Here is a 19,782-nt window from a genome sequence, read left to right on the forward strand (position 1 = left end):
AGGTTTGGTTTCTTCAGTTGTGGTCTCGAGAAGACCGGCAGGTCAGGTTACTGACCTGTCGCCTTCGCAATGATCTCCTTCGACACGTTCGCCGGAACCTCGGCGTACGAGTCGAACACCATGGAGTAGTTCGCCCGGCCCTGGGTCTTCGACCGGAGGTCGCCGACGTAACCGAACATCTCCGACAGCGGCACCTGCGCCTTGACGACGCGTGCGCCCGCCCGCTCTTCCATGGCCTGGATCTGACCACGGCGGGAGTTCAGGTCGCCGATGACGTCACCCATGTAGTCCTCGGGTGTGGTCACCTCGACCGCCATGATGGGTTCGAGGATCACCGGCTGGGCCGCCTGAGCGGCCTTCTTCAGGACCTGCGAACCCGCGACCTTGAACGCCATCTCCGAGGAGTCGACCTCGTGGTAGGCACCGTCGAGCAGGGTCACTTTGATGTTCACCAGCGGGTAGCCGGCCAGCACGCCGTACTGCATGGCGTCCTGCGCGCCGGCATCCACCGACGGGATGTACTCGCGCGGGATGCGGCCACCGGTGACCTTGTTCTCGAACTCGTAGGTCGCGCCGTCCTCGCCGTGGAAGGGCTCGAGGCTGATGAGGACCTTCGCGAACTGGCCGGAGCCACCCGTCTGCTTCTTGTGGGTGAACTCGACCTTCTCCACCGGGCGGCGGATGGTCTCGCGGTAGGCGACCTGCGGCTTACCGACGTTGGCCTCGACCTTGAACTCGCGACGCATCCGGTCGACCAGGATGTCGAGGTGGAGTTCGCCCATACCGCCGATGACGGTCTGGCCGGTCTCGTCGTCCTGATGCACCTTGAACGTGGGGTCTTCTTCGGCCAGCTTCTGGATCGCCGTGCCGAGCTTCTCCTGGTCGCTCTTGGTCTTGGGTTCGATGGCCACCTCGATCACCGGATCGGGGAAGGTCATCGACTCGAGCACGATCTGCTGGTTCGGATCGCTCAGGGTGTCACCGGTGGTGGTGTCCTTGAGCCCGATCACGGCGTAGATGTGGCCGGCCGAGGCCCGCTCCACCGGGTTCTCCTTGTTGGAGTGCATCTGGAACAGCTTGCCCAGCCGCTCCTTCTTGCCCTTGGTGGCGTTGATGACCTGGCTGCCGGACTCGACGGCGCCCGAGTAGACGCGGACGTAGGTCAGCTTGCCGAAGAACGGGTGCGTGGCGACCTTGAACGCCAGCGCCGAGAACGGCTCGTCGACCGACGGGTTGCGCGTGATCAGCTCGTCTTCCTTACCGGGCACGTGGCCTTCGGCAGGCGGGACGTCGAGCGGCGTCGGCAGGTAGTCGATGACCGCGTCGAGCATGGGCTGCACGCCCTTGTTCTTGAACGCGCTGCCGCACAGCACCAGGTACGCCGACGAGCTGATCGTCAGCTTGCGCAGCGCACCCTTGATCTCGTCGATCGTCAGCTCTTCGCCGCCGAGGTACTTCTCGAACAGTGCCTCGTCGGTCTCCGCGACGGCCTCGAGCAGCTTGGTGCGGTACTCGTCGGCCCGCTCCTGCAGGTCGGCCGGGATGTCGACGACGTCGTACTTCTCGCCGAGCTTGGCTTCGGCGCTCCACACCTTGGCCTTCATCTCGACCAGGTCGACGACGCCGGTGAAGTCACCCTCAGCGCCGATGGGCAGCTGGATCGGGATGACGTTGGCGCCGAGCCGCTCCTCCATGGTGCGCACCGAGAAGTAGAAGTCCGCGCCGAGCTTGTCCATCTTGTTGACGAAGCAGATGCGCGGGACGTTGTACTTGTCGGCCTGCCGCCAGACCTGCTCGGACTGCGGCTCGACACCCTCTTTGCCGTCGAACACGGCGACGGCACCGTCGAGCACGCGCAGGCTGCGCTCCACCTCGACGGTGAAGTCGACGTGCCCGGGGGTGTCGATCAGGTTGATCTGGTTGTCGTTCCAGAAGCACGTCGTGGCCGCGGAGGTGATGGTGATCCCCCGCTCCTGCTCCTGCTCCATCCAGTCCATGGTGGCCGCGCCATCGTGAACCTCACCGATCTTGTAGCTGATACCGGTGTAGTAGAGGATGCGCTCGGTCGTCGTCGTCTTACCGGCGTCGATGTGCGCCATGATGCCGATGTTGCGGACCTTGTTCAGGTCGGTCAGCACGTCCTTCTGTGCCACAGAAGTCTTCCCACTCTCGCTTGCTCGCTTGCTCGATTGCTGTTGTCAGCCGTTGCCGCACACGCCGTCCGCTGCGTTGATTACTACGCTGCCGCCGGCGCGGTGATCACCAGCGGTAGTGCGCGAAGGCGCGGTTGGCCTCGGCCATCTTGTGGGTGTCCTCACGTCGTTTGACGGCGGCACCCAGGCCATTGCTGGCGTCGAGGATCTCGTTGGCCAGACGCTCGACCATGGTCTTCTCCCGACGCGCCTTCGAGAAGCTCACCAGCCACCGCAGTGCCAGCGTCACGGAACGATCGGGACGAACCTCGACCGGCACCTGATAGGTGGCGCCACCGACGCGGCGGCTGCGCACCTCGAGGGCGGGCTTGACGTTGTCGAGAGCGCGCTTCAGGGTGACCACCGGGTCGGTGCCCGTCTTGTCACGGGCCTGTTCGAGCGCACCATAAACAATGCGTTCGGCCAGCGATTTCTTCCCGTCCAGCAACACTTTGTTGACCAGCTGGGTGACCAACTGCGACCCGTAGACCGGATCGTTGACCAGCGGACGCTTGGGTGCGGGGCCCTTGCGCGGCATCAGCTCTTCTCCTTCTTGGCGCCGTAGCGGCTGCGCGCTTGCTTGCGGTTCTTGACGCCCTGGGTGTCGAGCGAACCGCGGATGATCTTGTACCGCACACCGGGGAGGTCCTTCACACGACCACCGCGCACCAGCACCATCGAGTGCTCCTGCAGGTTGTGGCCCTCACCGGGGATGTAGGCGGTGACCTCGACCTGGCTGGTCAGCTTCACGCGCGCAACCTTGCGAAGCGCCGAGTTCGGCTTCTTCGGGGTGGTCGTGTACACGCGGGTGCATACGCCGCGACGCTGCGGGCTGCCCTTGAGCGCCGCGGTCTTCACCTTGGTGATCTTGTCGCGGCGACCCTTGCGGACCAGCTGGTTGATGGTTGGCATGTACCGGCTTTCTGTGTTGCTTCCTGGTGCTGCTTCGTCTGGGTTACTGCTTTGTCTGTACTGCTCAAGTCTCTGTACTGCTGTTTCGCCCGGTCCGCCTACCCCGCGTCCGGGCGTGTCGCACGCGCACACCTCGGAGCGATTCCGCTGCGTGGTAGACATGCGAAGAGGCCCGGCATGTGGGCATGCTGTCTGGTTCTCACCCCGTCGCATGCGCCTCGACGGCCAGGCACGATCCCCCACAATACCAGGGTGGCCCCGTCGCTCCAAAAGTCGTTCAGGACGCGACCCGCAGCGCGCTGACCGGCGCTTACCGCAGGTCAGCGACCACGCCGCCGGAGCGGCGTTCCATACCGGAGGCCAACCGCAGCACCATGTCGGTGAACACCGCGTCGGTGTCGATGCCGTTCATCACCCCAGTCATCTCCAGCAGCACGAACCCGTGCATGGCCGACCAGAACTCCAGCGCGGCGTAGAACGCGTCGTCGCCGTCGAGGCCGTAGGACGCCAGGACCTCGATGACCGGGGTGGCCGCGGCGCGGGTGGCGTCGGTGAACTCCGGGTCGTCGCCGCCCAGGGGCATCCGGGTGAACGCCGAGTAGCGGCCCGGATGGTGGTGGGCGTAGCTGCGGTAGGCGCCGGCCATCGCCATCACCGCGTCGTCACGGGTGCGGCCCTGGCCGACGGTGTCGAGCATGTCGATGATGTCGCCGACCACCCGCATCCGCACGGTGCGCCGCAGGTCGTCGAGGCTGTGCACATGGTTGTACAGCGACGGCCCCTTGGTGCCGAGTTGGTTGGCCAGCGCGTTGATGGTCAGCGAATCCCAGCCCTCGCGGTCGAGGAAGGTCAGCGCGGCGTTGACGATCGAGTCCCGGCTCAGCCGGGTCGTCTTGGCGGCAGGACGCGTCCGACCGCCCGCCGGCCGCGGGCCCGGTGGAGCCGGCATCCTGACACCCTTCGTCGTCACCGGCCTGAGGGCGGCCGGTGCAGACCTCTCACCCTACGGCGGGTCAGTTCACCCGTTGCTGGCTGAGTTGCGCGAGCCGGTCGGTGATCGAACACAGATCGGGCAGCATTGCTGAATTCATCGTCTGGATCGACCAGGTGATCACGTCACCGCCCTTGGCCACATAGATGCTGCATGCGTTGGTGTCGGAGGCCTTGAAGCCCTTGTTGCCGTCGACGGCGAGCTCGGTGATGGTCCGGCCGGCCTGCTGTTCGAGTTCGCGTTCGACATCCATGTCGCTGCCGCGGTACCACCAGGTGGAGATGCCCATCCCCGCGCCGAAGGTGCCCAGCATGGTGTCCTCCTGCCAGAAGCAGCCGGCGTCGCTGTCGACCACTTTCTTGAACACCGACGTCTGCGTGGCCTTGGTGATGTCGGCGTCGGTCACGCCGTTGCAGTCGTCGCTGCGGAAAGCACCGGTGGACGGGGCGGTCTCCGGGGCGGGCGGCTCCGGTTCGGCGGCGCCGCCGCAGCCGGCCAGCAGCAGCGCCGTCACCGCCACCGCACTTCCGATGAGCCGTTTCATCACAGATCCGAGGAGAGGGTGGCCGACAACAACTTCTCCGCATCCACGCAGGGGTCACCGGACTGCTGACCGCGGTACTGCACCCACCAGCTGAGCACTCCGGTTCCGGCGGCCGCGGTAGCCGCACACGCCACCCCGGTGGCCGACCGTCGCGCCAGGAAGGCCGGGTGCCGCTCGACGACGGTTTCGCTCATCGTCGCTCCTCGCGAGGTGGCCAACGTGCGTTCGCGGTCGAGGCTGCCGGTGTCGAACCACGAGAAGGTGACGTCGACCATGACCGGACCGCGTGCGAGCACGTACTGGCACACCGCACCGCTGTACGGGCGCACCACCTCGTCGGCGCCGAGGGTCTCCGAGACGGTCGAATCCTCGAGCAGACCGCAGCGGTTGTCGACGTACCCGTAGTCGCGGTGGGGATCCGGGATGTCCGCGGGCCGCGCGGGCTGTGCCGTACCGGAGACGGTCTGCGCGCAACCGGCCGCGGCCACCACCACGGTGACCGCCACGGTGGCCATTCCCGCCACCACGCTGACACGCCGACGCATCGCTGAGAGGGTACCCACCCGCGACGGGTTCAGCGACCGGTGCGCACAGCATCCTCGGGCCGAACCCACAGAAGGCCGCCGCAGGCGCGTCCGGGCCACGTACGCTTGCCTTCCATCAGGTCGGCGTGACGAAGGGATACGACGGTGCGATCGATCGCTGCAACCCGTTGCGCGGCGGCAGGAGCCGCCGTGTTGTTCGTCGTGGCGGCCGTGGGCGCACCGAGCGCGCACGCCGTCAACGGCGACACCCACGTCACCGGTACGGGGCTTCAGAAGACCGTCGACTGCCGTGATTCCGTCCTGCACGTGAACGGCAACGGCAATCAGGTGTGGGCGGTGGGCAGCTGCTGGGCGGTGACGATGCAGGGTTCCGGGAACATCGTGATCGCCGACAACGTGGTCAACGACATCACCGTCTACGGCTGGGACCAGACCGTGATGTACAAAACCGGAAACCCGTTCGTCTGGGACCGCGGCCGTGAGCTGGGGATGACGAACCGGGTCAACCGGGTACCGGCCTGACTGTTCGTATGACCGAGAAGCGAGAAGCGATGCCCACCCATCCCGTTGTCCGCACCGCGTTCGCGACGCTGGCCGTCGCCGCCGCGTTCGGCCTGGCCGCCTGTGGCTCGGAGAGCAACGACACCAACACCCCGACCGCGACGGCCGGCTCCTCGGGCGCGCAGGTCGAGATCGGCAACACGATCAACTACGGGTCGGTCGGCACCACCGCCGACGTCGACTGCGCGGACGGTAAGGCACTCAACGTCGGCGGTTCCAACAACAAGCTGACGGTGACCGGGACGTGCGCCAACGTCAACATCGGCGGCACCGACAACAGCATCACGTTCGAGCGGGTCGACAAGGAGATCACGGTCGTCGGGCTGAACAACACGATCACCTACTCCGCCGGCGACCCCAAGATCGACGACCTCGGCAACAACAACACGATCACCAAGGGCTGACCCAGGCCGCGAGCAGCACGACTAGAAGATCTCGCGGTACAGGGCGACGATCTGGTCGTGCGTCGGGATCCGCGGGTTGTTGGCCGGCGACCCGGATGCCAATGCCTGGTCGGCCATCGTGTCCAACCGTTCCTCCCACTGCGCCTGGTCGATCCCGTAGGAATGCGGCGTCGGCACCTCCACGTCGGCGCACAGCCGCGTCAGCTCGACCACCAGCGCGTCGGCCGCCTCGCGACCGGCGGTGGACTCGTCGACCAGCCCCATCGCCTTGGCACAGTCGGCGTACCTGTCGACCGCCGAGTCGATGGAGAACCTGGTGACCGCCGGCAGCAGCATGGCGTTCGACAGACCGTGGGCGATGTGGAAGTGCCCGCCGATCGGCCGGCTCATACCGTGCACCAGGGCCACGCTGGAGTTCGAGAACGCCATTCCCGCTTGGGTGGACGCCAGCATCATCGCTTCGCGGGCTTCCCGGTCGGCGCCGTCGGCGTACGCGCGGCGCAGGTGACGCGAGATCGCCTTCATGGCCGCCAATGCCAGCGCATCGGAGAATGGGCTGGCGCGCCGGCTCACATACGCCTCGATGGCGTGGGTGAGCGCGTCGACGCCCGTATCGGCGGTGAGCCGGGGAGGCATGGTCAGCGTCAGCTCGAAGTCGACCACGATCGCCAGCGGTAGGAACGACAATCCGGGGCACAACATCTTCTCGTCGGTCTCGTCATCGGTGATGACCGTGAATTGCGTTGCGTCCGAGCCGCTTCCGGCAGTGGTGGGAACGGCGACAATCGGTAGCGCGGAGCCTGAGTAGCTGCCGGGTGCCTTGTACTCTGCGATGGACCCGCCGTTGGCCGACAGGACCGCCAACGCCTTGGCGGTGTCCATCGGGCTGCCGCCGCCGAAGCCGACGACTCCGTCGGCGTCGTGCCGCCGTACGAGTTCGAGGCCGTCGATCAGGGAGGCCGCGGTCGGATCGGGCACGGTACCGGAGAAGACGGCGGTATCGGCCCCGCCGGCCTGCAGGATTTTGACGAGCCGTTCGGCCTGCCCCGTCTCGTCGAGGTACCGGTCGGTGACCAGCACCGGTCTGCGGATACCGAGTTGAGCGACCACCGATCCGAGCTCGTCGATCGCCCCGGCGCCGATCCTGGCCAGGCGTGGAAGTGCGATGTCGGCGACCATTGGTTCGTCCTCACGTGTCCGGCGATAAGGCTCGATGCCTCGAGAACCAGCGTCGCGCTGATCGGCGCACCAGTCAACGGCCGATGGCGCTCGACCCGTGCCGGCCCGCGCCCGCGGCGAATCGGCCCGCACCTTCGAGCGCCTCGTGTTTGACCCGCGAGATGCTCGCGAACTCGCTGTCGATCGCCTCGGCTTCCGGCAGGCCCCACTGGCCCAGCGCCGAGAGCCGGTCGGCCCGCATGCACTGCTGCGGGAAGCGGGCGAGGTCCGCGGCCAGCTCCTCCGCACGTTGGCGCGCCTGCCCTTTGGGCACCACCCGGTTCGCCAGGCCGATGGCGTATGCCTCGGTGGCGTCGACGGCGCGGCCGGTGAGGATCAGGTCCATCGCCCGGCTCTGCCCGATCAACCGCGGCAGCCGCACGGTGCCGCCGTCGATCAGCGGAACCCCCCAGCGCCGGCAGAACACCCCGAGCACGGCGTCCTCCTCGACCACGCGAAGATCGCACCACAGCGCCAGCTCGAGCCCCCCGGCCACGGCGTAGCCGCTGATCGCGGCGATCACCGGTTTGGACAGCACCATCCGGGTCGGGCCCATCGGCCCCGGTCCGCTGCGGTGCACCGCGTTGGCGTCGGGGGTGCCGAAGGCTTTGAGATCAGCTCCCGCACAGAAGTTTTCGTGGTCACCCCAGAGAACGGCGACGGACGCCGAGTCGTCGCGGTCGAACTCGTCGAAGGCCTGGTACAGCGCCTCGGCCGTCGGCCGGTTCACCGCGTTGCGGGCCTCGGGCCGGTCGATGATCACGGTGGTCACCGCCCCGCTGCGCTCCACGCGGACCGGTTCTGTCATGTCGCCTCCATGAGTCGGGTGTCGCGCCGCTCGACGAGTTCGGCGGCGAAAGCGGTGTAGGCCGTGCGGAGTTCGTCGCCGGGCCAGCCGTCGGGCAGCAGTTCGTCGGGCAGCACGGGGTCGGTGAGCAGATGCCGGACGATGGCCGCAGCGGTCACGAAGCGGGTCGGGATGTCGCGGGCCGCGGCGATGTCGTCGAGGAGTCGACGGCCACTGCCGGCCCAGCCCGACAGGTCCCAGAGGCGGGCGGCCAGGCCTGCGGCGTCGTCGTCGCGGGCGTGCAGTACCCGCACCCGGTCGGTGACGTCACCGGGCAGTGCGGTGTCGAGGTTGTCCGGCCGCAGCCACACGCCTTCGCGGAGCTCTCCGAATCGGTTGTCCTGCAGGGTGTTCCGCAATGCGGCGCGGGTGCGGGCGTCGGTGCCGACGCTGGTGACCACCAGGGTGGTCCAGGTGCCGTTCCACGGGTGGGCGCGCGGGTTGATGGCGTCGTCCTGGCGGCGCTGCCTGGCCAGCAGCCGGTCCGACAGCCGGTAGCCGTCCGCGGAGCGCACCAGGTCGCCCGCGCTGACCATGCGCGTGAGCGCCACCCGCACGGTTGGTTCGCGGATGTCGAAATCGGAGGTGAGCGTGATCAATTCGCCGGCGGTGGCCCAGGCCGGATGCGCCCCGAGTAGTACCGAGAGCACCACCGAACGCGCCGTCAACCGCACGGCTACACCCCGGACGCTCGTCGGCCGTGGTCGCCGAACGGTTCGTCGCGCTGCCGGACGGCCTCGCGGAAGCCGTGCTCTCGCGACTGCGCGACGAACGCGTGGCCCTCCGGTGTGTGCCGAGCGATACCGTCGAACACCGTGCTGACCATCCGGCTGGTGGCCACGCCCTGCTGAAGGAGAGCCGAATTCATCGCGAGCTTGACCATGATCAGCTGGTTGACCGGTACGGCGGCGATGCGCTCGACGAGGCGTTCGGTGCGCTCGTCGAGGTCTTCGGGTTCGGGCGCATCGACGGCCAGCCCCCATTCGGCGGCCTGCGTGCCGGTGAGGCAATCCCCGGTCAGCAGAAGGCGTTTGGCGCGCTGGTCACCGAGGCGGTGGGCCCACATCCCGGCGGCGGGCACACCCCAGACGCGGGTGGGCGGGTAGCCGATCTTGGCGTCCGCGGCGGCGATCACCTGGTCGGCGTGCAGCGCGATGTCGGTGCCGCCGGCCACGCAGTAGCCGTGGATCTTCACCACCGTCGGCTTGTCGCAGTGCAGCAGGCTGGAGAAGCCGCGCACGAATCGGCTCATCATCTGGTAGTCGATCATCGGATCCCACGGCTGATCCGGCAGGTGGTTGACGGCCTGGGTCTTTCCCGCCAGCACGGTGTCGCGGTACGGGCTGCCGCCCCCGGGCGACGACGATCCCTCGGCGTAAGCGGAGAGGTCGAAGCCGGCGCAGAACCCTTCACCACGGCCGGACACCAGGATCACGTGGACGCTCGGGTCGAGGTCGGCCCGTTCGACCAGTGCGGACAATTCGAGCGGGGTGTCGGCGACGATCGCGTTGCCCTTCTCGGGCCGGTTGAAAGTGATGCGGGCCACCCGGCCGGTGACCTCGTAGGTCATGGTCTTGAGGTTGTCGAAGTCGACGGGCCTGATCGCGTGAGTCACGCCGTCACCCTATTGCGCCGAAACAGCATTCCCGGCTGCGAAGCGCGCGTCTTGACAGCCGGGAATGCTGTTTCGCGGGAAGCGGCCGAGGAAGTCACCCCTTCACCAGCGCGCGCTCGAGGATCGGCGCGAGGTCGAGGCCGACGGGCAGCGTGCCGAACGCCCCGCCCCACTGACCGCCCAGGCGGGTGGCCAGAAACGCCTCGGCCACAGCGGGGTGTCCGTGACGTACGAGCAGCGCGCCCTGCAGGGCCAGGCAGATGTCCTCGGCCACCTTGCGGGCGCGGTATTGCACGGTCTCGAGGTCGCCGAGGGCAGGCTTCAAAGCCTCGACGTGCGCGTCGAGCCGGGCGTCCTGCCCGGCCGCCTGCGCGAGCTCGTCGAACAGCACCTCGACACTCTCCGGCCGAGTTACCATGGCGCGCAACGTGTCCAGTGCGCTGACGTTGCCCGAACCCTCCCAGATGCCCATCAGCGGAGCCTCGCGGTAGAGCCGCGGCATCCCGGACTCCTCGACGTAGCCGTTGCCGCCCAGGCATTCCATCGCCTCGGCCGCGTGCGGGGTGGCGCGTTTGCACACCCAGTACTTCGCGGCGGCCAGCCCGATGCGACGCAGCAGGGCTTCGCGGCCGTCGCCGCGCACGGCGCGGTCGGTGGCACCGGCCATCCGCATCGCGACCATGGTGGCGGCCTCGGCCTCGACGGCCAGGTCGGCGAGCACGTTGCGCATCAGGGGTTGGTCGATCAGGTACTCGCCGAACGCCTTGCGGTGCTGCGCGTGGTGGATCGCGCGGGTGAGGCCACTGCGCATGCTGGTCGCACTGCCCAGCGTGCAGTCCAGCCGGGTGAGGTTGACCATCTCGATGATGGTCGGCACGCCGCGGCCCTCTTCGCCGACCAGCCAGGCGGTGGCGCCGTCGTATTCGACCTCACTGGAGGCGTTGGCGTGGTTGCCGAGCTTGTCTTTGAGCCGTTGCAGGAACATGCGATTGCGGGTGCCATCAGGCAGGACACGGGGCAGAAAGAAGCACGACAACCCGTTGGGGGCCTGCGCGAGCACGAGGAACACGTCGCACATCGGCGCCGATGTGAACCACTTGTGGCCGGTCAGCGAGTAGGTGCCGTCGCCGTTGGGGGTGGCCTGGGTGGTGCCGGCGCGCACGTCGGAGCCGCCCTGCTTCTCGGTCATCGACATACCCGCGGTGATGCCGGCCTTCGTGCTCGGCACCTCGAGATCGGGGTCGTACACCCGGCTGGCCAGCAGGGGTTCGTAGACGGCGGCCAGTTCGGCGTTGAAGCGCAGTGCCGGCACGACGGCGTAGGTCATCGAGATCGGGCAGACGTGGCCGGGCTCCGGTGTCCACACCGACATCTTGGCCGCGCGCACGACGTGCGCCCCGGTGCGGTCGTCGGCCCACGGCGCGGCGTGCAGGCCGTGGCCGACCGCGGTGCGCATCAGCTCGTGGTAGGCGGGGTCGTACTCGACCTCGTCGACGCGGTGGCCGACGCGGTCGTGGGTGTGCAGGACGGGCCGGTTGCGGTCGGCCAGTTCACCCCACCGCTGCGCCTCCACGCTTCCCGACACAGCGCCCAGCTCGAAGACCTCGTCGATCCCCCACCCCCCGCCTTCGCGGGCCAGCGCCTCGGTGAGCACCGGCGAGGCCGCCGGATTGTGGTCCTCGAGCGGCGGGACCTGGTTGGTGACGACGTGCGTGTCTGGCATACCCGCAGTGTTACACCTACGACGACAACTGCACAAGAGCTGTAATGCCCCTTCCGCGAGCGCCCCGCCGAGCGCGCCCATACTGTGGCGATGCGACCGAACACCGTGGCCCACGCCGCCGCCCTCGACCTCGAGCACGAACCCGTGCCGGCCGATCAGATCATCGCCGGCGCACCGACCACGGCGCTGCGAACGCTCACCGAGATCCGCGGTGTCGAGGTCGGCGTGTGGGAGATGAGCACCGGCGGTATGCGCGACGTCGAGGCCGACGAGGTTTTCGTCGTGCTGAGCGGGTCAGCGCGGGTCGAGTTCGCCGACGGCAGCCCCGCGCTGGACGTGGGCCGCGGCGATGTCGTCCACCTCGCCGCGGGAACCGAGACGGTGTGGACCGTCACCGAAACCCTGCGCAAGGTCTACCTCACCGCCGGCTGACGCCCGGGCCCGTCGCCGTGCCTCGTAGCGGTTCAGCGCGAAGACCGCGGCCGCGGCGAGCGCCCAACCCAGCAGGATGTCGACGACGTAGTGCTCGGCGGTGTACACCAGCGTGAAGGCCATCACCAGCGGGTAGGCGACCAGCACCGGCCGCCAGCCGCGGTGCACCCGGTGCCACAGGAACGCGGCGATGGCCGCCGACATCCCGGCGTGCAGCGACGGGATGGCCGCCACCAGGTTGACACTCGCCTGCCCCTGGTCGATCAGCGCACTGGCGGAGTGCAGGTTCAACTTGCCCCACCCGCGCCCGACGATGCGCTCCACCCACTGGTTCGCACCGTCCTCGCTGAACTGCATCGAGCCCAGCACGCCGCCGTCGGGCACCCCGCGGGCGGACCGGAACATGCACCGTGGCCCGGACGGACCGTCGTGGACGTCGCCGGCGGTGCAGCGCGCCGCGGCCCACGGCGGCGCGGCGGGGAACAGCGCGTAGACGATCAGGGCCGCGACGTTGAGGCCGACGAACAGCCGCACGAACGCCTTCCACTCCTCGCGGTTGCGCAGCCACAGCACGCCGGCGATCACGTAGGGCAGGACGAAGAACGACATGTAGACGGTGCTGATGCCGATCTCCCACCACGGCGGCGACGACTGCTTGAGCCGCTCCTGCAGCCATACGGTCGGCATGGTGCCGAAGAACAGCCACCGGTCGGCGTCGGCCTGCCAGTGCCACAGCGTGGGCCGGCCGATCAGCGTGGCCGCCCCCCGGCTCAGGTCGTAGGCCAGCAGCAGCAGCGCGAACGGCAACCAGTCGCGGATCACGAACAGCATCCGCCGGCCCCGCCCGATGCTGGCGGCCACCAGCCCGGTGGCGATGTAGAGCAGCAGCAGTTCACGGTTGAACGCGAACCCGTCGGTGGCCGTGCGGTATATGACGACGAGCGCCCATATGGCGATCGCCGTCCACCGCGCGATCCGCAGCCAACGCTCCCGCGACGTGACGTCAGGTGGCGTCAGCGCAATCGACGATTGGTCAATTGCGGACACATCGGCCTTTCGAAGTCGGTTCTGGCCCGACTCAGCCTAGTTAACCGCTTCGCCACCCGCCGTTCGACGGGCATTCGCGATCGAAGTGTGACCCTCAGAGGTGCTCGCGCAGGAAGGCGATGTCGTCCTTGCGGCCGTCGTCCGACGTCTCGCAGATGACCGGCGCGTCGGCGGCCTGCACCACCGCGACGAGCAGTTGCGGGTCGATCTGGCCGTTGCCGAAGTTGGCGTGCCGGTCCGCCCCCGAACCGGCTGCGTCACGCGAGTCGTTGCAGTGCACGAGATCGATCCGGCCGGTGATGCGCTTGATCCGGGAGACGGCGTCGATCAGCGCTTCGCCGGCCGCCCACGCATGGCAGGTGTCGAGACAGAAACCGATCCCGTAGTCACCGATGTGGTCCCACAGCCGCCCGATGGTGTCGAAGTAGCGCGCCATGGCGTGCTCACCGCCGGCGGTGTTCTCCAGGTACACCGGGACCTTGGTCTCGAGCCGATCGAGCGCCTTGACCCACCGCTCGAAGCCGGCCTCCATGTCTTTGTCGTCGGCGTGCCCGCCGTGGACGATCACGGCGGTGGCGCCCACCTCGGCGGCCGCGTCGCAGGTGTCCTGGAGGATCTTGCGCGACGGGATGCGCACCCGGTTGTTCGCCGAGACAACGTTGATCAGGTAGGGGGCGTGCACGTAGAGCGGGAGGCTCGACGCCTTCAGCGCGTCGGCGTCTTCGCGGGGCTTGGGCTTCTTCCAGCTCTGCGGGTCGCCGAGGAAGAACTGCACCACGTCGGCGCCGTCATCCTGCGCGGCGGCCAGGGGATCGTCGTTGCGGACATGCGAACCGATGAGCACGCCGCCAGTCTAGTGAGGTGCACCGACACACCCGGTCGGGCGTGGAGAGGGCCCTGGACGATCTGTCCCCGTCACCGCGACCATTCCGACTGAGAGGACCGTAACGCCCGTTCCGGCGCCCAGCGGCCGGAAAGAGGAGTAATGGCAAGAGCGCGCGGCAAGCGAGCGGGGACGGTGATCCAACGCGAAGCTTGACCTGCCGCGCCGGGCATCACCGTCCGGTCGTGGGGGCGCCCGGCTTCTGCTCCCAGGCCTTGCTGCCCTTGCGGCCCAGCGACCACATCTGCACGCCACGCTCGACCTCGACCGCAGCGGCCCAGGACAGCCCGGAATCCAGTTCGATCGTCGCCGATTGTTTGATCCGACGCGCCAATTCGGGATCCGCGGCCGGCAGGCGGCACAGGCCGAGCGCGGTGTCGAGCAGCTCCTCGGCGGGCACGGCAGCCCAGGCGAAGCCACGCGCCACGGCGTCCTCGCCCGAGAGCGCTGCGCCGAAGATCGACATGGCAACGGCTTGCTGATATCCCATCGAGCGTCCGAGCATCCGTATGTGGCCGCCGCCCGGGTGGATCTTGCGGGCGAGGAATCCGCTGTCCAGCACGACATCCGGCGTCACCAGCATGATGTCGGTCGCCATCGCCAGGTTGAGGCCTGCGCCGACCGCACCACCTTTGACGAGCGAGATCGTCGGCACCGGCAGCGTTCCCACGCGAACGAAGGAGCCGTAGACGGCAGAGGTCCGCGCCACCGCTTCCGGCGAAGCGGGCGCCTCCGAGCTCGCCGCGAGGTCCCTGGTGTCCGCGCCACTGCAGAAGTAGTTGCCGGCCGAGTCCACGATCACCGCGCCGATCGACAAATCGGTCTCGACCCGCTGGCAGAACTCACCGATCTGTTCGGTCATCGACAGCGTGAGCGCGTTCTTGCGGGTCGGGTTGTTCAGTGTCAGCCGGGCAATTCCGTTGTCGACGCTGACATCTACGCGGGCCTCGTCACTCATGGGCGGGAACTCCTTCTCGATCTGTGCCGACGAGCGTCGGCTATTGCTGTCCTGTCACCAGTTGCCACAGGTCCTGCCCGCTCGCGAGCTCACCGAGACGCTGATGCCAGTACCGTTCGTTTCCATACTCTTCACGCCACGCCCACAGCCGGGTCGTCAGGGCACCCAGCACATGCTCCTGGGTGAACCCGATGGCGCCGTGGGCCTGATGGGCGGCGGCGGTGACCGGGCGCGACAGGATGGCGGTCTCGGCCTTCGCCGCGGCCACCAACATCTCCGCGGAGTCCGCACCGTCGAGCATCGCCATCGTGGCCGCGGTGGCCGCCGTCTGCATCGCCGTGGCATCGGCCGCCATTTTCGCGACGGAATGCTGAACAACCTGGAACTTCATCAGTGGCCGCCCGAACTGCACGCGCTCGGAGACGTACTGCGCCGTCTGATCCACGATGGACGCGGCGGCGCCTGCCGACGACACGGCGCGGGCGAGGGCGCCACGCAGCTCCCACGCCGCCACCTCGGACTCCGTCACGTCAGCGGACGCGACCGGTGTCACCTGCTGCAACGTCACCAGATCACGCGGCTCGCCGGCGAGGTTCTCGCCCGGGGCAACGCTGACTCCGTTGGCGCCCAACGAGATCAGGTGCAGGCTCGGCTGGGCTCCCGTGGCGAGCAGCACCAGGGATTCGCAATCGCGCGCGAACGCCACGCGTTCGACCTGCCCGCTGAGCGCGCCGGCGTCGATGGTCACCGCGCTTCGCGCCGCCGTGAACGGACCACTCGGCAGATCGAGCCCCGCCTGCCCGAGGGCGGGGGCGGCGATGAACGCCGCCTCGGCGAAGGGGATGCGCACTGTGGTGAGTTCGGCCAGAACGGTCGCGGCGTCGAGGAGATCACCGCCGGATCCACCGATGGCCTCCGGAGCGCAAAGCCCAATGAAGCCAAGCTTTTCCAGCTCGTCCCAGAGTCCGCGATCCAGCGACGGGTTCGGATGGGCATCAATGGCGAGGTGCGTCGCGGACACGCCCCGAGCGGTGTCGCGAAGGTCGTCGAGATGTTCGTGCGCATCCACGGTCATGCCAGTCCCTTTGCGACGATCGAGCGGAGAACTTCATTGGTGCCACCACGGAGGGTGAAGGCCGGGGTGTGCCGGACGCCGTCGACGAGCAGGGTGTCGAACGGCATCGTTCCGCTGCCGGGCTCGATCATCGCCATGCGGCGGATCGTCTCGACGAGATCACCTTCGAAGGTCGTGCCGAGGTCCTTGACCAGGGCCGCCTCGATGGCGGGCTGCTTGCCTGCGGTGAGCTGACGCGCCACCCCGAGCGACATCTGCCGCAGCACGATCAACCGCGACAGGAGCCGGCCCAGTTCCAGCTGCGCCGGGGCGTCGTCGGCGTCGACCTCGCGGCCCCACGCCGCCAGCAGCGGGAATGGGCTGAGCAGGCGTTCGGGGCCGGAGCGCTCGTTGGCGAGTTCGCCGGTCACCTGACGCCACCCCGCGCCGCGGGTGCCCAGCAGCGCATCGGCCTCGAAGACGGCATCGTCGAAGACGACCTCGTTGAAGTGGTGCTCACCGTCGATCGTGATGATCGGGTTGACCGCCACGCCGGGGTTGGGCAGGTCCACCACGAACTGGGACAGGCCCTGTTGGCGTTCGCCCTCGTCGGTGCGGGCGAGCACGATCATGTTGGTGGCGATGTGCGCCGACGTCGTCCACAGTTTGGTGCCGCTGATGCGCCAGCGGTCACCGTCGGGGGTTGCGCGGGTGCGGACGGATGCCAGATCGGAACCGGAGTCGGGCTCGCTCATGCCGATGGCGAAGAAGCGTTCGGCGCGCGCGATACCGGGGAGGTATTTCTGCTTCTGTTCCTCGGTGCCGTGGCGCAGGATCGACGGCGCCATCTGGCGATCGGCGATCCAGTGCGCGGCGACCGGTGCGCCATGGGCGAGCACTTCCTCGGTGACCACGAAACGCTCGAGCGCAGTGCGGCCGTGTCCGCCGTACTCCTTGGGGATCGTCATGCCGATCCAGCCGTGCTCGGCGAGCCGGCGGCTGAAGTCGGTGTCGATGCTGGACTGCCACGCATCGGCTTTGGGGACGAAGTCACCGTTGCGGATGGACTCGCGCAGGAAAGTCCGGACCTCGGCACGCAGCTCTCGCAGCTCAGCCGTCTCCACGGATGCGGGCACCAAAGTCGTTCGCATGGAAATTCCTCTCTGCCACGGTGATCGCAGGCGGCGAGCCGAGCTCCCGGGCGAGGTCTCCCGTCGACGTTCGGGACTCGTCGGTCCGGAGCCGGGGCCCACCGTTTTCACCTACGTATCGCCCGGTATGCACTCAACACAGCTCTAGCACTGCCTGCGTCAAGACTCCGAGCGCGGGCGGAACATCGGGCAAAGATAGGCGCTATCCCCCTGCGAAACAATGCCCGTGTCCCATACAACGGCACCGGTCCCCCGGTGAGCACGGCGGCGCTGCGCCCCTCGACTGTGCGGTTTCATACGCGACACTCCGGTCATGGCGTACGAGACCGCACACTCGGCGCACCTAGCGGTTCGACAGGCCCCGTCAGGAGCGGCGTTCGAGACGGATGACGACGGCCTTGGACACCGGAGTGTTGGACCGGTCGGCGACCGAGTCGAGTGGCACGAGCGGATTGGTTTCTGGGTAATACGCGGCGGCGTTGCCGACAGGCGTCTGGTACTCCACTACGACGAAGTCCTCGGCGCGGCGTTCCTGCAGCCTTCCCTCGGAGTCGGTGAACTCCGACACCAGGTCAACGCGGTCACCCGCGGTCAACCCGAATCGGGCGATGTCGGCCCGATTGCAGAACACCACCCGCCTGCCCCCCTTCACACCGCGGTAACGGTCGTCGAGGCCGTAGATCGTGGTGTTGTACTGGTCGTGGCTGCGCAGGGTCTGCAGGATGAGCCGCCCCTGCGGCACCGACACCCACTGCAGCGGACTCACGGTGAAGTTGGCTTTGCCTGTGCTGGTGCGGAATTCACGCCGATCCCGCGGAGGATGCGGCAGCTGGAACCCGTCGGGCCGGCGGACTCTGGCGTTGTAGTCGGCACAACCCGGCACGACCGCGGCGATGGCGTCCCGAATGGTGTCGTAGTCGGAGGTGAACGACGCCCAGGGCACCTGGTGATCCGGACCGAACAACGCGCGCGCCAGCCCACACACGATCGCGACCTCGCTACGCACCTCAACAGACGGTGGACGCAGGCTGCCCCGGGAGAGGTGCACCATCGACATGGAATCCTCGACGGACACGACCTGCTTACGCCCGTTCTGGACGTCGCGGTCGGTGCGGCCCAGCGACGGCAGGATCAGCGCTGTGCGTCCGTGCACGACGTGGCTACGATTCAATTTGGTCGAAACCTGCACTGTCAAAGCGCAATTGCGCAGCGCCGCCTCGGTCACCGCGGTGTCGGGGCTGGCGGCCACGAAGTTCCCACCCATTCCCACGAAGGCCTTGACACGCCCGTCCCGCATCGCACGGATGGCGTCCACGGTGTCGAAGCCGTGTTCCCGAGGACTGACGATTCCGAAGCGGGCGTCCAGCGCGGCCAGGAAGGACTCGGGCATCTTCTCCCAGATGCCCATCGTGCGGTCCCCCTGCACGTTGGAGTGGCCCCGCACGGGGCACAGACCGGCTCCGGGCTTCCCGACCATGCCGCGCATCAACAGCACGTTGACGACCTCGGAGATCGTGGCCACCGCATGCCGGTGCTGGGTCAGACCCATCGCCCAGCACGCGATGGTGCGCTGGGAGCTCACCATCATGTCAGCCACGCGCTGCAGCTGCGCGGCGTCGATGCCGGTGGCCTCGTACACCGCCTCCAGGTCCACTGCGCGGGCATGGGCCTCGTACTCCGCGAAATTCGCGCAGTGGGCGGCGATGAAATCCCGGTCTACGACCGTGCCCGGTGCGCGGTCGTCAGCCTCGAGCAACAGACGGCCGAGCCCCGCGAACAACGCCATGTCACCGCCGAGACGGATCTGCACGAACTCGTCGGCGATCGAAACCCCGTGACCGACAACGCCGTGGACCTTCTTCGGATCCTTGAACCGGAGAAGCCCAGCCTCCGGCAGCGGGTTGACGGCGATGATCTTGGCGCCGTTCTCCTTGGCCTTCTCCAGAACCGACAGCATCCGTGGATGGTTCGTCCCGGGATTCTGGCCGGCGACGATGATCAGGTCGGCCTGGGTGAGATCGTCGACGGTGACCGAACCCTTGCCGATTCCGATCGTGTCCACCAGCGCCGTGCCCGACGACTCGTGGCACATGTTGGAGCAGTCCGGCAGATTGTTGGTGCCGAAGCTGCGCACCAGCAACTGGTAGAGGAACGCCGCCTCGTTGCTGGTACGCCCGGAGGTGTAGAACGCCGCCTCGTGCGGGCTGCCGAGCGAGCGCAGGTGGGTGGCGATCAGATCGAAGGCGTCGTCCCAGTCGATGGGCTGGTAGTGCTGTTCCCCGGGGCGCAGCACCATCGGATGCGTGAGCCGGCCCTGCTGACTCAGCCAGTACTCCGAACGGCCGCCGAGGTCGGCGACCGAGTGGCGCGCGAAGAACTCCGGCGTGACGACGCGCTTGGTCGCCTCCTCGGCGACCGCCTTCGCGCCGTTCTCACAGAACTCGGCCGGCTTGCGGCCGCCGTGCTCTTCGGGCCATGCGCAGCCCGGACAGTCGAAACCCTTGCGCTGGTTCAGTCGGAGTAGCGATGCGGCCGTGCGCATCGGGCCCATCGAGGCGATGTCACGCTGCAGAGCCACCCCCACCGCTTTCAGACCGGCGGCCTCGTGCTTGCGCTCGCTGATAACGACGGCACCCTCGTCGTACTCGGCGTCGACGTCGCGGGAGCTGTTTCGGCTCCAGGGCAGGGAGATGCGCATTCTTGTC

General features: G+C 68.0%; 19 protein-coding genes and 1 pseudogene. 3 read left to right on the forward strand and 17 right to left on the reverse strand.

All coding sequences use genetic code 11. The features are described from left to right. Window positions 1-47: 47 nt before the first annotated feature. The 6 genes from fusA to I7X18_RS22800 all read right to left on the reverse strand — a co-directional run bounded on the left by fusA (window position 48) and on the right by I7X18_RS22800 (window position 5,184). Entirely contained in the window at window positions 48-2,153 is a 2,106-nt protein-coding gene (gene fusA, locus I7X18_RS22775) for an elongation factor G (RefSeq protein ID WP_193046245.1), read from the reverse strand. Between the two features lie 106 nt (window positions 2,154-2,259). Beyond that, on the reverse strand, window positions 2,260-2,730 hold the full coding sequence (rpsG, locus tag I7X18_RS22780; protein ID WP_011558402.1) for a 30S ribosomal protein S7: 471 nt from the start codon (window positions 2,728-2,730) through the stop codon (window positions 2,260-2,262). Continuing rightward, a complete protein-coding gene (gene rpsL, locus I7X18_RS22785) occupies window positions 2,730-3,104 on the reverse strand; it encodes a 30S ribosomal protein S12 (RefSeq protein ID WP_193046246.1) in 375 nt (124 codons plus the stop codon). Before rpsL ends, rpsG begins: the two co-directional genes overlap by 1 nt. A 310-nt stretch (window positions 3,105-3,414) precedes the next feature. Further along, on the reverse strand, window positions 3,415-4,053 hold the full coding sequence (locus I7X18_RS22790) for a TetR/AcrR family transcriptional regulator (protein ID WP_193046247.1): 639 nt from the start codon (window positions 4,051-4,053) through the stop codon (window positions 3,415-3,417). A gap of 64 nt (window positions 4,054-4,117) precedes the next feature. Continuing rightward, window positions 4,118-4,639 carry a DUF3558 domain-containing protein gene (locus I7X18_RS22795; protein ID WP_193046248.1) on the reverse strand — a complete coding sequence of 174 codons (522 nt, stop codon included), beginning with the start codon at window positions 4,637-4,639 and terminating at the stop codon, window positions 4,118-4,120. Then, window positions 4,639-5,184, reverse strand: a complete 546-nt coding sequence (locus tag I7X18_RS22800) for a DUF3558 domain-containing protein (RefSeq protein ID WP_193046249.1) — start codon at window positions 5,182-5,184, stop codon at window positions 4,639-4,641. Before I7X18_RS22800 ends, I7X18_RS22795 begins: the two co-directional genes overlap by 1 nt. A gap of 144 nt (window positions 5,185-5,328) precedes the next feature. Here I7X18_RS22800 and I7X18_RS22805 point away from each other — a divergent pair, with 144 nt between their 5' ends. Further along, the gene (locus I7X18_RS22805; RefSeq protein ID WP_193046250.1) at window positions 5,329-5,706 is read left to right on the forward strand and encodes a DUF3060 domain-containing protein; all 378 of its coding nucleotides are present in this window, start codon (window positions 5,329-5,331) and stop codon (window positions 5,704-5,706) included. A 29-nt stretch (window positions 5,707-5,735) separates the two neighbouring features. Next, window positions 5,736-6,149 carry a DUF3060 domain-containing protein gene (locus I7X18_RS22810; RefSeq protein WP_193046457.1) on the forward strand — a complete coding sequence of 138 codons (414 nt, stop codon included), beginning with the start codon at window positions 5,736-5,738 and terminating at the stop codon, window positions 6,147-6,149. Window positions 6,150-6,170: 21 nt separating this feature from the next. Here I7X18_RS22810 and I7X18_RS22815 read toward each other — a convergent pair whose 3' ends face one another. From I7X18_RS22815 to I7X18_RS22835, 5 genes are all read right to left on the reverse strand, one after another. Next, window positions 6,171-7,328 carry an iron-containing alcohol dehydrogenase gene (locus I7X18_RS22815; RefSeq protein ID WP_193046251.1) on the reverse strand — a complete coding sequence of 386 codons (1,158 nt, stop codon included), beginning with the start codon at window positions 7,326-7,328 and terminating at the stop codon, window positions 6,171-6,173. A gap of 73 nt (window positions 7,329-7,401) precedes the next feature. Continuing rightward, window positions 7,402-8,175, reverse strand: coding sequence for a crotonase/enoyl-CoA hydratase family protein (locus I7X18_RS22820; RefSeq protein ID WP_193046252.1), 774 nt, complete (start codon window positions 8,173-8,175; stop codon window positions 7,402-7,404). Continuing rightward, the gene (locus tag I7X18_RS22825) at window positions 8,172-8,888 is read right to left on the reverse strand and encodes a PaaX family transcriptional regulator C-terminal domain-containing protein (protein WP_193046253.1); all 717 of its coding nucleotides are present in this window, start codon (window positions 8,886-8,888) and stop codon (window positions 8,172-8,174) included. Before I7X18_RS22825 ends, I7X18_RS22820 begins: the two co-directional genes overlap by 4 nt. A gap of 2 nt (window positions 8,889-8,890) precedes the next feature. Further along, window positions 8,891-9,829, reverse strand: coding sequence for a crotonase/enoyl-CoA hydratase family protein (locus I7X18_RS22830; protein WP_193046254.1), 939 nt, complete (start codon window positions 9,827-9,829; stop codon window positions 8,891-8,893). A 94-nt stretch (window positions 9,830-9,923) separates the two neighbouring features. Next, window positions 9,924-11,552, reverse strand: coding sequence for an acyl-CoA dehydrogenase family protein (locus I7X18_RS22835; protein ID WP_193046255.1), 1,629 nt, complete (start codon window positions 11,550-11,552; stop codon window positions 9,924-9,926). Window positions 11,553-11,642: 90 nt separating this feature from the next. Here I7X18_RS22835 and I7X18_RS29710 point away from each other — a divergent pair. After that, window positions 11,643-11,909: pseudogene (locus I7X18_RS29710) on the forward strand (cupin domain-containing protein); the annotation flags it as partial. On the opposite strand, the gene I7X18_RS22840 reads toward I7X18_RS29710, so the two are convergent. From I7X18_RS22840 to I7X18_RS22865, 6 genes are all read right to left on the reverse strand, one after another. Further along, complete coding sequence (locus I7X18_RS22840; RefSeq protein WP_193046256.1) at window positions 11,847-13,031, reverse strand: phosphatase PAP2 family protein; 1,185 nt, start codon at window positions 13,029-13,031, stop codon at window positions 11,847-11,849. The pseudogene I7X18_RS29710 and the gene I7X18_RS22840 overlap by 63 nt on opposite strands. A 94-nt stretch (window positions 13,032-13,125) precedes the next feature. Continuing rightward, complete coding sequence (locus I7X18_RS22845; RefSeq protein ID WP_193046257.1) at window positions 13,126-13,875, reverse strand: deoxyribonuclease IV; 750 nt, start codon at window positions 13,873-13,875, stop codon at window positions 13,126-13,128. Window positions 13,876-14,086: 211 nt separating this feature from the next. Next, window positions 14,087-14,872: an enoyl-CoA hydratase-related protein gene (locus I7X18_RS22850; protein ID WP_193046258.1), complete on the reverse strand. Its 786-nt coding sequence runs from the start codon at window positions 14,870-14,872 to the stop codon at window positions 14,087-14,089. 40 nt (window positions 14,873-14,912) lie between these two features. Further along, on the reverse strand, window positions 14,913-15,947 hold the full coding sequence (locus I7X18_RS22855; protein ID WP_193046259.1) for an acyl-CoA dehydrogenase family protein: 1,035 nt from the start codon (window positions 15,945-15,947) through the stop codon (window positions 14,913-14,915). Further along, window positions 15,944-17,077: an acyl-CoA dehydrogenase family protein gene (locus I7X18_RS22860; protein ID WP_193046260.1), complete on the reverse strand. Its 1,134-nt coding sequence runs from the start codon at window positions 17,075-17,077 to the stop codon at window positions 15,944-15,946. The genes I7X18_RS22855 and I7X18_RS22860 overlap by 4 nt, the downstream gene beginning before the upstream one ends. A 364-nt stretch (window positions 17,078-17,441) precedes the next feature. Further along, window positions 17,442-19,775, reverse strand: a complete 2,334-nt coding sequence (locus tag I7X18_RS22865) for an FdhF/YdeP family oxidoreductase (RefSeq protein WP_193046261.1) — start codon at window positions 19,773-19,775, stop codon at window positions 17,442-17,444. Window positions 19,776-19,782 lie beyond the last annotated feature (7 nt).

Source organism: Mycolicibacterium baixiangningiae, from assembly GCF_016313185.1.
Lineage (GTDB): Bacteria > Actinomycetota > Actinomycetes > Mycobacteriales > Mycobacteriaceae > Mycobacterium > Mycobacterium baixiangningiae.